A 16022-nucleotide genomic window follows, 5' to 3' on the forward strand; every position below is an offset into this window, starting at 1 on the left:
GATCACGTGGGCGTTCGTGCCGCTGATCCCGAACGACGACACCCCCGCCCGCCGCGGCCGGCCGGTGCGCGGCCATTCCTTCGCCTCGGTGAGCAGCCGCACAGACCCGGCCGACCAGTCCACGTGCGGCGACGGCTCGTCCACGTGCAACGTCCGCGGCACCACACCATGCCGCATCGCCAGCACCATCTTGATCACACCGGCCACCCCGGAAGCCGACTGGGTGTGCCCGATGTTCGACTTCACCGACCCCAGCCACAGCGGCCGTTCCCGCCCCTGGCCGTACGTCGCCAACAACGCACGCGCCTCAATCGGATCACCCAACCGGGTCCCCGTCCCGTGCGCCTCCACAACATCCACATCAGACGCCTCAAGACCCGCCACAGCCAGCGCCTGCCCAATCACCCGCCGCTGAGCCCGCCCACTCGGAGCAGTCAACCCATTCGACGCACCATCAGAATTCACCGCCGAACCACGCACCACAGCCAACACACGATGACCATTACGCCGAGCATCCGACAACCGCTCCACCAACAACACACCAACACCCTCACCCCACGCCGTACCATCAGCAGCCGCCGCGAACGCCTTGCACCGCCCATCCGAAGCAAGCCCACCCTGCCGCTCGAACTCGGTGAACACGGCGGGTGTGGCCATCACCGTGACCCCACCGGCCAGCGCCAGCGTGCACTCACCCTGCCGCAGCGCCTGGACCGCCAGGTGCAGCGCGACCAGCGACGACGAACAGGCAGTGTCCACCGTGATCGCCGGCCCCTCCAGACCGAGTGCGTACGCCACCCGGCCCGAGACGATCGACCCGGACGTGCCGGTCATCAGGTGCCCCTGGACCCGCTCCGGCAGGCCGGCCGCACCGGTCCCGTATCCGTGCGCGGTGCAGCCGACGAACACGCCGGTGGGACTGCCCTTCACCGACCGCGGATCGATACCGGCCCGTTCGAACGCCTCCCACGAGGTCTCCAGCAGCAGCCGCTGCTGCGGATCGGTGGCGAGCGCCTCACGCGGGCTCATCCCGAAGAACGCGGGATCGAAGTCACCAGCACGGTCCAGGAAGCCGCCTTCGAGCCGGAATCCGGCCCCGTCGAGCACCCAGCCGCGATCGCGGGGAAAGCCCGAGATCGCGTCCTGGCCGTCGGCCACCAGCCGCCACAACTGCTCCGGGGACTCCACGCCGCCCGGGAACCGGCAGCTCATGCCGATGATGGCCACCGGTTCGTCGGCGAGGGGCCGCACGGACGGCGCCTGCACCGTGCCGGTTGTGCCACCGAACAGTTCGTCCCGGAGGTGCTCCGCCACGGCACGCGCGGTCGGGAAGTCGAACACGAGCGACGGCGGCAACCGCAAGCCCGTGGCGGCCGCAAGATCGTTGCGCAGTTCGACGGCGGTCAGCGAGTCGAAGCCCAGATCGCGGAAGACCCGATCCGGTTCGACCGGCTGCCGGTCGTCGTCACGCAACACCGCCGCGGCCCTGCGGCACACCAGTTCCAGCAGCAGCCGCGCACGCTCCGCCTGGGGTGCGGTGGAAAGGCGCTGCCGCAGCTGTCCGGGGACGCCTTGCTCCCGGGGTGTCTCGGCGATCCGGCGCACCTCCGGCAGTTCCCGCAGCAGCGCGGGCTGCGCCGCCGGAGTGATCCCCGGGAAACGCGTCCAGTCGACGTCCATCACCACGACGGACGTCTCGTCGCGGTCCAACACCTGCTGCAGCGCGGACAACGCCTGCTCGGGTCGCATACCCGTGACGCCACGCCGCTCCAGGTACACCCTGGTCGCGTCGTCCGCCGCCATACCGGCGCCCGCCCATGCGCCCCAGGCCACCGACGTGGCCGCCAGGCCTCGTGACCGCCGCTGCGCGGCGAACGCGTCCAAGAAGGCGTTCGCCGCCGCGTAGACACCCTGCCCGCCGTTGCCGAGCACCCCGGCGCTTGACGAGAACAGCACGAAAGCGTCCAGCCGCCGGTCGGCCAGCAGGTGGTCCAGGTTGACCGCGCCGGTCACCTTCGCCGCGAGCCCGGCGGCGAGGTCGTCCAGCGAGATCCGGTCAAGCGTGGCCGACTCGGCCACACCTGCCGCGTGGACCACCGCGCGCAGCGGAGGCCCATCGCTGTCCAGCTCCGCGAGCAGACTGGCCAGCGCGTCCCGATCCGCCACGTCGCATGCGGCCACCGTGACCCGGTCACCCAGCTCAGCCACCACCTCCGCGAGCCGCCCGGCCGGCAAGCCCCGGCGGCCGGCGAGCACCACCCGGTCCGCGCCCGATCCCAGCAGCCACCGCGCGATCTCCCGGCCGACTCCGCCGGTGCCGCCGGTCACCAGGACCGTGCCCCGCGGCCGCCATGCCGGGCCACCGCCCGGCCCGGCCGACGCACGCACCAGCCGGCGCACCAACGCACCGGAATCGCGCAGTGCCACCTGGTTGTCGCCATCGGTCGCGCCGAGCACCCGGCACAACCGCCGCGCGGTGGCCTCGTCCAGGAGCTCCGGCAGGTCCACCAGACCACCCCAGCGCTCGGGATGCTCCAGCCCGGCCACCCGGCCCAGGCCCCACACCGCCGACTGGTCCGGCCGCGGCACCTCTCCGGCGCGCCCGGTCACCACGCCGCCACGGGTGACCGACCACAGTGGAACATCGAGAGCGGCGTCGCCCAACGCCTGGGTGAGCACCAGGCAGGCGGCCAGTCCCCACGGCACACCCGGCCACCGGTCGCCCTGGCCGGGCGCCAGGGCGAGCAGGCTCAGGACACCGGCGGGCCGCACGCCGCTCAGCCGTTCCCGGACCGCAGTACGGTCGTCCCTGGCCGGATCGATCGTCATCGTCTCGACCCGCGCGCCCGCGGCGGTCAGTCCCGACGTGAGCAGCCCGGTGAGCTCTTCGGCGCCGGTGACCGGAAGCGCCAGCAGCCATGTCCCGGAGAGTGTTCCCTGGCCGTCCTCGCCGCGTGGCCGCCAGACCACGCGGTACCGCCAAGAGTCCACAAGAGACTTGTCACGGCGGTCCCTGCGCCACACGGAAAGCGCGGGCACCACCTGATCCAGGGTGTCCTGGTCCACCCCGAGCGAGGAGGCCAGCCACTCGAGATCCCCGCCGTCGACCGCGTTCCAGAACTCCCCGTCCGCCGGGACGGCGTCGCCGGGAACCACGGCGGGCACGCCGGCTGCCGGCCAGAAACGCCTGCGCTGGAAGGCGTACGTCGGCAAGTCCACCCGCCGCGGCGAATACCGCGAGAAGAACGCCGCCCAGTCCACCGGCACACCACGGACGTGCAACCGGGCCAACGCGGAGGTCATGGCCGAAACCTCGCCGCGCTCGGCCCGTGACACCGGCACGAACGCGGCCTCGTCGCGGGGCAGGCAGTCCTGCCCCAACGCCGACAGCACCCCTCCCGGTCCCAGTTCGACGAACGTACGGGCACCCGCCGCGGCCAGTGCCGCGATCCCGTCGGCGAAGCGGACTGTTTCCCGGACATGCCGGACCCAGTACTCCGGCGAGCACATCTCTTGCGCGACGAGACCACCGGTCAGGTTCGACACCACCGGAATCGTCGGCTCACCGTAGGAGACGCCAGCCGCGACCGCGGCGAAATCCGCCATCATCGGCTCCATCAAGGGCGAATGGAACGCGTGCGACACCCGCATCCGCCGCGTTCTGTGCCCGCGTCGCTCCAGCTCCGCAACCAGCTCGGCGACCGGCGACTCGGCGCCGGAGACCACCACCGACTCCGGGCCGTTCACCGCGGCGATGCTGACGCCGTCCGGCAGCAACGGTCGCACATCGCTTTCGGCAGCCCGGACCGACGTCATCGTCCCGCCGGACGGCAACTGTTGCATCAACCGGCCACGTGCCACCACCAACGCCGCCGCGTCGGCCAACGACAACACTCCGGAGACATGCGCGGCGACCAACTCGCCCAGTGAATGGCCCACCACGAAGTCAGGCCGCACACCCCACCACCCCAGCAACCGGAACAGTGCGACCTCCACCGCGAACAGACCGGCCTGCACGAAAACGGTCTCGCCCAGCAACGCCTCGTCGTCGCCCCACACCACATCACGCAGCGAACGCCCGAGCAGCCCGTCCAAGTGCGTGCACAACTCGTCGAATGCTTCGGCGAACACCGGGAAGGCCGCGGACAGTTCCCGGCCCATGCCGAGTCGTTGCGAACCCTGTCCGCTGAACAGGAACGCCAGCTTCCCGCCAACGGGAGATCCTTCGACGACGTTCGCCGTGGGCTCACCCGCCACCAGGCCGTCGAGTCCACGCAGCAACGCGTCGCCATCGCCGAGGACCACCGCACGGTGTTCCATCGCGGCGCGGGACACCGCCAGCGAGTACCCGACGTCGGCCAAAGCCGCCGGGGCCGAGTCGGCGTGCGAGCGGAGACGGCCTGCCTGCGCCCGCAACGCGGCCGGAGTCCGGCCGGACAGCACCCACGGCACGGGGGCGTTGCCCGGGGCCAGCGGCTCGCTGGGACCAGTCTCCGGTCGGTCCCGCGGCGGTGCCTCTTCGACCACCACATGCGCGTTCGTCCCGCTGATCCCGAACGACGACACACCGGCACGACGCGGTCGTCCGGTGTCCGGCCACTCCCGCGCGTCGGTCAGCAACCGGACGTCCCCGGCGTGCCAGTCGACCTCGGGTGAGGGTTCGTCCACGTGCAACGTCTTCGGCAGCACGCCGTGCCGCATCGCCAGCACGGTTTTGATCACACCGGCGACCCCGGCCGCGGCCTGGGTGTGGCCGATGTTCGACTTCAGCGACCCGAGCCACAACGGCCGCTCCCGGTTCCGGCCGTAGGTCGCCAGCAGCGCGCCCGCCTCGATCGGGTCCCCCAGCCGGGTGCCGGTGCCATGCGCCTCCACCAAGTCCACATCGGACGGTGACAACCGGGCGTTCGCCAGTGCCGCCCGGATCACCCGCTCCTGCGCACGCCCGTTCGGCGCCGTGAGGCCGTTGGACGCACCGTCCTGGTTGACCGCCGTACCACGCACCACCGCGAGCACCGGATGGTCGTTGCGCACGGCGTCCGACAACCGCTCCACCAGCAACAGCCCGACCCCCTCGGCCATCCCGAACCCGTCGGCGGCGGCCGCGAACGACTTGCACCGCCCATCCGGTGAGAGCCCGCCCTGGCGGGAGAGCTCGACGAAGGACCCCGGTGTGCTGATGACCGTCACACCGCCGGCCAGCGCCATCGTGCAGTCGCCCGCCCGCAGGGCCAGGCAGGCCAGGTGCAGGGCAGCCAGCGACGACGAGCACGCGGTGTCGATGGTCACCGCTGGGCCTTCGAGCCCCAGGGTGTAGGCGATCCGGCCGGACGCCATGCTGGCGGAACTGCCGGTGGCGACGTACCCTTCGTGCTCCTTCGACGGCGTGCCCATCGCCTGCAGGTAATCGTGGTAGTTCAGGCCGACGAACACACCCGTCTGGCTGCCGCGCAGCGCCGCGGGCACGATCCCGCCGCGCTCCAGTGCCTCCCAGGCGGTTTCGAGCAGCAACCGCTGCTGCGGATCGGCGGCGAGCGCTTCCCGCGGGTTGACGCCGAAGAACTCGGCGTCGAAATCACCGGCGTCGTGCAGGAAACCGCCGTTGCGCGTGTAGGTCGTCCCCGATGCCCGCGGGTCCGGGTCGTACAGCCGCTCGACGTCCCAGCCCCGGTCGGCCGGGAACTCGCCGATCACGTCCTGGCCGGACGACACCACCTGCCAGAGGTCCTCCGGTGACCCGACACCACCGGGGAAACGGCAGCTCATCGCGACGATGGCGATGGGCTCGGTGGCCCGCTCGGTCATCTCGCGCAGACCGCGGCGCGCCACCCGGAGATCGGCGGTGACCCGCTTGAGGTACTCGAGATAACGCTCGTCGGTCATGAGGTGCCCAGCTCCTTGTCCAGCAGGTCGAAGATGGTGTCGCCAGTCGCCTCCGCCAGGTCCTGGCCGTCGGCGGGCGCGTCGGTGCCGAGTGCCACGACACGCCCGCCTGTCCACTTCGCGAGCAGGGCCTCCAGGTGTGTGGTGATCGCCGACCGCTCGCCATCACCTGGCGTCAGGCCGGTGAGCACCACGCCCAGCCGGTCGAATTCAGCTAGCACTCCGGTCACCGTGGCCTGTTCGCCGCCGAACAACTCGGACCGCAGGTGCGCCGCCAGCTCCACCGGTGTGGGGAAGTCGAAGACGACCGTGGTCGCCAGCCGCAGACCGGTGTCGGCGCCGAGCCTGTTGCGCAGGTCGACAGCGGCCAGCGAGTCGAAGCCGTGATCCCGGAAGGCCCGCTCGGCGTCGACCGCTTCGGGCCCGGGATGACCGAGCACCGCCGCGGCGTTGGCCCGCACCAGCTCCAGCAGCACCTGGTCGCGCTCGGCGTCCGTCGCGGTGGCCAGCTTGTCGAGCATCTCTCCGGGACCATCGCCGCCTGGGGTGCCGACGGGCTCCATCGCGCGCGCGGCGTCAGGGATCTCGTTCAGCAGGGTGCTGGCGCGTGCCGAGGTGAACACCGGGACGAAGCGGTCCCAGTCGATGTCCGCCACCGCGATGAACGTCTCGTCGTGGTCGAGCGCCTGTTCCAGCGCGGTGAGCGCCAGGTCCGGGTCAAGCAGCGGCAGGCCTTGCCGCAGTGGGCGATCCCGCAGCACGGTCTCGCGGACAGCTGTGTCACCGGCGTCCCACTCGTTGAGCGCGTTCCAGATCCCCCACGCGACCGATGTCGCCGGCAGGCCTCGGGAACGACGCTGCTCGGCCAGCGCGTCGAGGAAGGCGTTGCCTGCCGCGTAGGCGCCGTGCTCGCCGCTGCCCCAGACTCCGGAGATCGAGGAGAAGAGGACGAAGGCGTCCAGTGGCTCGCCGGCGAACAGTTCGTCCAGCAGCCTGGCCCCGGTGACCTTGGCGTGCAGCACCCGGGCGAACGCGTCCAGGCTGGTTCCGGCCAGGTCACCCAGTTCGATCACCGCCGCCGCATGCAGCACGGTCCGGATCGGCGAGCCGTCGGCCTTCATCTTCTCGATGAGCTCGGCCAGGCTGTCGCGATCGGTGACGTCGCACGCCGCGATGGTCACCCGTGCGCCGAGTGCGGCCAGGTCCGCTTCAAGCTGGGCCGAGCCGGCCGCCGCCGGGCCACGGCGGCTGGTGAGCACGATGTGCTCGGCTCCCGCACCGGCCAGCCACCGGGCCACCCGGGCGGCCAGTGCTCCGGTGCCGCCGGTGATCAGAACCGTGCCACTCGGTCGCCACCGGCGGGCGGGCGGCTCGTTCGCCGGTTCCGCACGCACCATTCGCCGGGCGAAGACACCCTGTCGGCGCAACGCGATCTGGTCCTCGCCGTACGCACCCGCCACGGTGGCCACGAACCTCTCACGGAACCGCTCGTCGGGTGCCTCCGGGAGGTCGACCAGGCCACCCCACCGGTGCGGGAACTCCAGCGCGGCCACCCGGCCCGCGCCCCAGACGGCCGCCTGGTCCGGCTCCGGCGACGGGTCCGCGTCGTCCACCGAGATCGCGCCGCGCGTCGCGCACCACAGCGGCGCGTCGATGCCCGCGTCGCCCAATGCCTGCGACAGCAGGATTGTGCCGGCCATGCCGACAGTCATCGCGGGATACTCCGAATGGGGCTGTCCGGCCATCGCGAGCAGTGACACCACCGCACGCACCTGGCGCGAGCCACCGAGCACCCGTGCCAGGGTGGCGCGATCGGCCCCTTCCGGCATCGTGATCTTCTCGACGACGGCGCCCGCCTCGGTGAGGGCCTGTTCGGCAGCGGTGACCCATTCGTCCCGGTCCGTCCTCCCGGGAAGGACGAGCAGCCATGTCCCGCTGAGCGGTGCCACGGTCCCCGCGGACAGCGCACGCCACCGGATCCGGTACCGCCATCTGTCCATAGTAGACATACGGCGGCGGTTCCTTCGCCAGGACGACAACGCCGGCAGGACGGAGTCCAACGAAGCGTGGTCCGGAAGCTCGATCAGATCCGCGACGGAGCCGGTGTCCCCACGCTCCACCGCGGACCAGAAGTCGGCATCGGCCTCGTCCGTGCCCGTGGCCGCGTCCCGCCGCTGCCCGGCGTCCAGCCAGTAGCGCTGCCGTTGGAAGGCGTAGGTGGGCAGGTCCACTACTCGCGCTTCGCCGGTCAGCTGGGAGATGTCGATCGGTACACCGCGAACGTGCGCCTCACCGAGCGCCGTGACGAAGCGCGACAGGCCGCCGTCGGTACGGCGCAACGAACCGAGCACGACCGCCGGCTTGTCCGCCTCCATGGCGATCTCCTCGACTCCGGCCGTCAGCACGGGATGCGGGCTGCACTCGATGAACACACCGTGATCGGCATCGAGCAAACCGCGTACCGCCGCTGAGAACCGGACGGTCTGGCGGAGATTGCGGTACCAGTACCCGGCATCGAGTGTCGCCGTGTCCACCGGCTCGCCGGCGACAGCGGAGTGGAACGGGATCCGAGACGGCATCGGGGTGATCGGTGCGAGTTCGTCGAGCACCCGGGCACGGATCGACTCGACCTGCGCCGAGTGGGACGCGTAGTCCACCGGGAGACGGCGTGCCCGGACTCCCGCGACCCGCAGTTCAGCCTCGATCTCGTCCAGTGCGTCCGGGTCCCCGGAGACGACAACCGACGTGGTCCCGTTGACCGCCGCCACCGACACCCGCCCGTCCCACCGCGCCAGCCGCTCATCCACATCGGACACAGCGAGCGTGATCGACAGCATGCCGCCCTTGCCCGCCAGCCCTTCGGCGATCGCCTTGCTGCGCAATGCCACCACCCTGGCCGCGTCGTCCAGCGTCAGCCCGCCGGCGACATGAGCCGCGGCTATCTCGCCCTGCGAATGACCGACCACCGCCGAGGGTTCCACGCCGAAGGAACGCCACAGCGCGGCCAGCGAGACCAGTACCGCGAAGAGGGCGGGCTGGACCACGTCGACCCGTTCCAGAGCCGGCGCACCCGGCGCGCCGCGGAGCACTTCCGGCAACGACCAGTCCACGTAGGACCGAAGTGCGGCCGAGCACTCCTCGATCGCGGCGTGGAAGACCGGCGAGGTGTCCAGCAGTTCGGCCGCCATGCCCGGCCACTGCGACCCCTGGCCGGGAAAAACGAACACGACCCGGTCGTTGTCCTGTGCCGTTCCCCGCACCACGCCTTGTCGTGACCCACCGGCGGCGAGACCGGCCAGCCCGGCCGCGAACCCGTCGTGGTCCGATGCCACCACCACGGCGCGGTGCGGCAGGCCCGCACGAGCCACGGCGAGCGTATGGGCCACATCGGCGAGATCAGGCCCGTCGACGGTCACAAGGGCACTCAACCGGACGGCCTGAGCGGCCAGCGCCGTCCGGTTCGCGGCGGACAGCACCCACGGCAGCACCGGCGCGTGCACGGTCCGGTCGGCGGGTTCCGCCGGTTGCGCCTGCTCGATGATCACGTGCGCGTTCGTCCCGCTGATGCCGAAGGACGAGACCGCGGCGCGGCGCGGCCTGCCGGTGTCCGGCCACTCCCGCGCCTGGCTGAGCAGCTCGACCGCACCGGACGACCAGTCCACCTGGGCCGTCGGCCGGTCCGCGTGCAGCGTCTTCGGCAGTATCCCGTGCCGCATCGCCAGCACCATCTTGATCACGCCGGCCACGCCCGCCGCCGCCTGGGTGTGCCCCAGGTTCGACTTCACCGACCCGAGCCACAGCGGGGCCTGCCCGGCGCGGTCCCGGCCGTACGTGGCCAGCAGCGCCTGCGCCTCGATCGGATCGCCGAGCCTGGTGCCGGTCCCATGCGCCTCGACGGCGTCGACATCGGCGGTGGACAGCCCGGCGTTCGCGAGTGCCTGCCGGATGACTCGTTGCTGCGCCGGACCGTTGGGCGCCGTCAGGCCGTTCGACGCCCCGTCCTGGTTCACCGCGCTGCCCCGGATGACCGCGAGAACCGGGTGGTTGTTGCGCCGCGCGTCGGACAGGCGCTCCAGCAACAGCATCCCGGCGCCCTCACCCCATCCGGTTCCATCGGCGTCCTGCGAGAAGGACTTGCAGCGGCCGTCGGCCGCGAGCGCACCCTGGCGCGACAGTTCGGCGAACACGCCCGGAGTGGCCATCACCGTCACCCCGCCCGCCATGGCCAGCGAACACTCACCGGTGCGCAGCGCCTGGACACCCATGTGCATCGCCACCAGGGACGACGAGCAGGCGGTGTCCACAGTCACCGCCGGTCCCTGGAAACCGAGCGTGTAGGCGATCCGGCCGGACGCGACACTGCCCGCCGCACCGGTGCTCATGTACCCCTCTGCTTCCGGGGGCAGTTCGGTCAGCCAGGTGCCGTAGTCGTGGTACATCACGCCCGCGTAGACCGCGGTGTCGCTGCCGCGCAACGACTCCGGCCTGATTCCGGCGCGCTCCAGCACTTCCCACGACGTCTCGAGCAACAGCCGCTGTTGCGGGTCCATCGACATGGCCTCGCGCGGGGAGATGCCGAAGAAGCCCGCGTCGAACTCCCCCGCGTCGTACAGGAAGCCGCCTTCGATGGTGTGTGCGGTGCCCGCCGGTCCGTACAGGCGCTCGACGTCCCAGCCGCGATCAGGCGGGAACCGCGCGATGGTGTCGGTGCCGTCGGTCAGCAGGCGCCAGAAATCCTCCGGTGAGCCGACGCCACCGGGGTACCGGCAACTCATCGCCACGATCGCGATCGGCTCGTCGCCGGTGTCCGGTGTGCCACGCGGCCGGACCACCGCACCGGCACCCGTGTCGTCCATTTCGGACAGAAGGTGGGCGGCGAGCTCCGCAGGGGTCGGGTAGTCGAACACGAGGGTGGCGGGCAGTCTCAGGCCGGTCAGCTCGGTGAGGCGGTTGCGCAGCTCGACCGCGGTGAGCGAGTCGAATCCCAGTTCCCTGAAGGCCTTGCCGGATCCGATCGGCCGGTCGCCGGAATGCCGCAGCACCACCGCGGCCTGGGCGGCGACCAGGCGGAGCAGGACCTCGAGCCGCTCGTCACCGGGAACCTCGGCCAACCGCCGCCGCAACGCCGTACCCGCGTCGGTCCCGGACGCCGGGCCCCTGCGGTCCGGACGGCGGACCAGCGCCCGCAGCAGAGCGGGGACACGGCCGGCTGAGTCCACCGGGACCGCGTGCGGATCAAGACCCGCGGGCACCACGAGCGCCTCGGATTGCCGCAGCGACGCGTCGAACAAGGCGAGGCCCCGTTCCGGGGTCAACGCGGTCATCCCGCCCAGGGCGAGGCGGTCCAGAGCCGCACTGCTGAGTCCGGCCGACATCCCGCCGCCGGCCGCCCACGGCCCCCAGGCCAGCGACACCGCCGCGAGCCCGGCCTGGCGGCGGTACTCGGCCAGTGCGTCGAGGAAGGCGTTCGCGGCCGCGTAGTTGGCCTGGCCCGGATTGCCGAACACACCGGACGCCGACGAGAACAGCACGAACGCCGCCAGGCCGAGGTCCCTGGTCAGCTCGTGCAGATTCCAGGCGCCGGCCGCCTTCGGCCCCAGCACCCGGTCGACCCGTTCGGAGGTCAGGTCCGCCAGCACACCGTCGTCCAACACCCCCGCCGCGTGCACCACAGCGGTCAGAGGATGCTCACCTGGCACGTCGGCCAGCACGCGCCGCACCGCATCACGGTCGGAGACGTCACACGCGGTCACCGTGACGTTCGCTCCGAGTCCGGTCAGCTCGGCTTCCAGGCCGGGCACCAGCGCCCCACTCCTGCTGACCAACAGCAGGTGCCGGACTCCATGCGAGGCGGCCAGGTGCTTGGCCACCAGCCCACCCAGCGCGCCTGTGCCCCCGGTGACCAGCACTGTTCCCCGGGGATCCCACTCCGGGCCTGCCTGCCCTGGGCGGTTCACTCGCGTCAACCGCGGTACCAGCGGTTTTCCATCGCGCACCGCCATCTGTGACTCGCCGGACGCGAGCACCATCAGCGCCGCACTCCCGGCGGCACCGTCCGTGTCGACAATCAGCAACCGGCCCGGATGTTCTGCCTGCGCGGACCTCACCAAGCCCCACACCGCCGCGCCCGCCGGATCGGACCGCTCACCCGGACCCACCGCCCCATGGGTCACCAGCACCAGCCGCGACGACGCGAAACGCTCGTCGGCGAGCCATTCCCGCAGCAGATTCACCGCGGAACGCACACGGTCCGCGGTGTCCGCCGCGACATCGGGACCACGCGACGCAAGACAGGGCACGACCTGGACATCCGCCGCACCGGCGGCACCAAGCGCCTCAGCGGTCACCCCGGGCAGGACCTCGATCCGCACGTCCGGGCGCACGGATTCGGTCGTGCCCGGCGAAGTCCAGTCCACCCGGAACAACGACCGGGTGTCCGCGCGAGCGCCGTCGAGGTCCTGTGCGGACACCGGACGCAACGTCAACGACTCGATCGAGCAGACCGGAGTACCTTCAGTGTCGGTCATCAGCACGTGCACACGGCCGCCGCCCAATGGGCGCAGCCGCACCCGCACCGCGTCGACACCCGTGCCGTGCAACGACACCCCGCTCCAGGCGAACGGCAGGTGCGGCACCCCGGCCGTCCCCGTGTCCGTCAAGCCCATCGGGTGTAACGCCGCGTCGAGCAGGGCCGGGTGGAGGCCGAATCCACCGCCGTCCGGCCGGAGTACATCCGGCAGGACGACCTCGGCGTAGACCGCGGATCCGGTTCGCCAGGCCGTCCCGGCTGCCTGGAACGCCGGCCCGTACCCGAAACCCGCACCGGCTAGAGCGTCGTAGAAACCAGTCAGGTCGACGGGTACGGCTCCGTCAGGCGGCCAAGACATGAGATCCGGGCCACCGACCGGAACCGACCCCGCCGGCGCGAGCGTTCCTCCGGCATGCCGGACCCATGGCGCATCCGTGTCGCCGTCGGGCCGCGCGTAGAAGGTCACCGATCGCCGTCCGGTGGCGTCCGGCCCACCGAGCACGAGTTGCAGCCTGGCTGTCTGTTCCTCCTGGATCATCAGGGGGACTTCTACGACCAGTTCGTCCACTCCCCCGGCACCCACCTGCTCCGCGGCCCACAGCGCCAGTTCGACGAACGCGGTGCCAGGCACGAGAACCGAACCGAGGACCCGGTGGTCGGCCAGCCACGGCTGGATCCGCGTGGAGACTCTGCCGCCGAAAAGGACTTCGTTCGTGTCGGGCAGGTCCGCGCGGCTGTCCAGCAGTGGGTGACCCACATCCGCCCGGCCTGCCGGGCGCAGGTTGCCGAGCCAGTAGCGGCGGCGCTGGAAAGCGTAAGTGGGCAGCGCGATCCGTCGTCCACCGGCCGCGGCGAAGAACGCGGACCAGTCGACCGCGACGCCGCGCACGTACAGCCATGCCAGTGCCGACGTGAGCGCCTCGATCTCGCCTCGATCCCCGCGCAACGACGGCGCGAACCCGGCGGCGTCCGTGGCGATTTCACTCCCGGCCGCCGAAAGCACCGCGTTCGGGCCGACTTCCAGGAACGTGACCACGCCTGCGTCCGCGAGCACGCGGATCCCGTCGGCGAACCGGACCGCCTCGCGGGCATGCCGGATCCAGTACTCCGGCGAGGTCAGTTCACCGGGCCCGGCCATCCGGCCGGTCACAGTGGACACGATCGGGATGCGGGGCGGCATCGGCTCCAGTCCGGCGATCTCACGCCGGAAGTCCCCGAGCATCGGTTCCATCAACGGGGAGTGGAAGGCGTGGCTGACGCGTAGCCGCCTGGTCCGGCGGCCGCGCGCCACCCAGTCCGCGGCGATCCCGGCGACCACACTGTCCACGCCGGACACCACCACCGACCGGGGTCCGTTCACGGCGGCGATGGCCACCTCGTCCGCACGCCCGGCCAGCGACGCGGCGACCTCGATCTCGCCGGCCTCGATCGACGTCATCGCCCCGCCAGGCGGTAGCTGACCCATGAGCCTGCCACGCGCACGCACCAACGCGCAGGCGTCGTCCAAGGTGAGCACACCGGCGACGTGGGCCGCGGCGATCTCGCCGATCGAATGCCCGATGACGAAGTCCGGCTGGACGCCCCAGTGCTCCAGCAGGCGGAACAACGCCACCTCGATGGCGAACACGCCCACCTGTGTGTACGTGGTCTGGTCGATCAACGATGCCGGTCCGGCGTTCTCCCCGGCGAACATGACCTCGCGCAACGGGTGCTCGAGCCACGGGTCGAGACGTTCGCACACCGCGTCCAGCGCGGCCGCGAAAACCCCGGATGCCGCATACAGTTCCCGGCCCATCCCCGGCAGCTGCGAGCCCTGCCCGGAGAAGACGAACGCCAGTGCACCGTCAGCGGCCGTTCCTTCGACGACGCCCGTTGCGCCATGTCCGTCCGCCAGTTCGCCCAACCGCTGGACGAGTTCCGCGCGGGAGTCACCGAGAACAGCTGCCCGGCACGCAAGCGCCGCGCGGGTGGTCGCCAGCGCACGGCCGACGTCGGCGGAACCGAGTTCCTCATGTGCTCGCAGGTGCTCGAGCAGACGCCTGGCCTGTGCCTGAAGCGCAACAGGGGTTTTCGCGGACAACAACCACGGCACGACAAGGGGGTCCTCCCCGGCTCGTGCGTTCCGGCCCGCTGGGGCGACAGCTTCCTCGTCCGGCTGTTCGAGGATGACGTGGGCGTTCGTGCCGCTCACGCCGAACGACGACACCGCGGCCCTGCGCGGCCGTCCCACGGCCGGCCACGGCCTCGCCTCGGCGAGCAATTCGACCGCTCCGGCCGTCCAGTCCACGTGGGACGTCGGCGTGTCCAGGTGCAGCGACTTGGGCGCCACGCCGTGGCGCATCGCCAGCACCATCTTGATGATCCCGGCAACGCCGGCGGCGGCCTGGGTGTGCCCGATGTTCGACTTGACCGACCCCAGCAGCAGCGGGCGCTCCCGGCCCTGGCCGTAGGTGGCCAGGACCGCCTGTGCCTCGATCGGGTCGCCCAGTTCGGTGCCCGTGCCGTGTGCCTCGAGCACGTCGACGCCGTCCGCCGGCAGCCGCGCGTCGACGAGCGCCTGCCGGATGACCCGTTCCTGGGACGGGCCGTTCGGCGCGGTCAGCCCGTTCGACGCGCCGTCGGAGTTGACCGCGGACCCCTTGATGACCGCCAGCACCTGGTGGCCTTCGCGCAGCGCGTCCGACAGCCGCTCGACGAGCAGGACACCGGCTCCTTCCGCCCAGCCGGTACCGTCGGCCGCCGAGGAGAACGCCTTGCACCGGCCGTCGGACGCCAGTCCACCCTGTTTGGCGAATTCCGCGAAGCCACCAGGTGTGCATATGACCGTGACCCCGCCGACCAACGCGAGCGAGCACTCGCCGTTGCGCAACGCTCGCACCGCCAGGTGGACCGCGACCAGTGAGGAAGAGCAAGCGGTGTCCACTGTCACCGACGGCCCCTCGAACCCGAACGCGTACGAGACCCTGCCGGAGATGACACTTGCCGCCGCGCCGGTCACCGCGTACCCCGCGGCGTCGGGCGACTGCCCCACGAACGACGCGTAGTCCTGGCCGTTGCTGCCGAAGAACACACCGACTTGCTGCCCGCGCAAGGAGGTGGGCGCGATCCCGGCGCGCTCCACCGCTTCCCAGCTGATCTCCAGCATCAGACGCTGCTGCGGATCCATCGCGGCCGCCTCGCGCGGTGATATCTCGAAGAACTCCGCGTCGAAGTCAGCGGCGTCGTAGAGGAAACCACCTTGGCGCGCATAGGAGTCGCCGGCCGCGGTGTCCCACCCCCGGTCCGTGGGAAATCCGCTCACGGCGTCGGCACCGTCGGCCACGAGCCGCCACAGTTCGTCCGGAGTGGTGGCGCCTCCGGGATAACGGCACGCCATGCCCACGATCGCGATCGCCTCGCCCGCGGCCGCCACGAGCTCCGAGTTGCGCCGCCGCAGGCGTTCGTTGTCCGCCATGGACGCACGCAACGCCTGCACCACCTGCTCGACAGATGTGTCCATTGTGGAGCCCCCCGTTGTCGTCCGGCCGCCGCCGCGACCACGACCGGCGGCCGCACTGTGCGGGACCCGGCGGAATCCCGTCCCGCTTCGGGGAAGCGGCGCACACACGCA

At 71.5% G+C, this 16022-nt stretch carries 2 protein-coding genes; both read right to left on the reverse strand.

The annotated features are described in order from the left end of the window. The coding region (locus GC106_RS45665; protein ID WP_173142458.1) for a type I polyketide synthase at positions 1-5883 on the reverse strand (5883 nt) is incomplete at its 3' end. After that, positions 5880-15911: a type I polyketide synthase gene (locus GC106_RS47325; protein ID WP_217281806.1), complete on the reverse strand. Its 10032-nt coding sequence runs from the start codon at positions 15909-15911 to the stop codon at positions 5880-5882. The genes GC106_RS47325 and GC106_RS45665, both read right to left, overlap by 4 nt. Between the last annotated feature and the right edge of the window lie 111 nt (positions 15912-16022).

Origin of the sequence: Kibdelosporangium persicum (assembly GCF_013280595.1) — a bacterium.
GTDB lineage: Bacteria > Actinomycetota > Actinomycetes > Mycobacteriales > Pseudonocardiaceae > Kibdelosporangium > Kibdelosporangium persicum.

Excerpts from the sequence above, each read along its gene's own strand:
- GC106_RS47325 (WP_217281806.1), bottom strand. The coding sequence starts at position 15,911 with ATGGACACATCTGTCGAGCAGGTGGTGCAGGCGTTGCGTGCGTCCATG.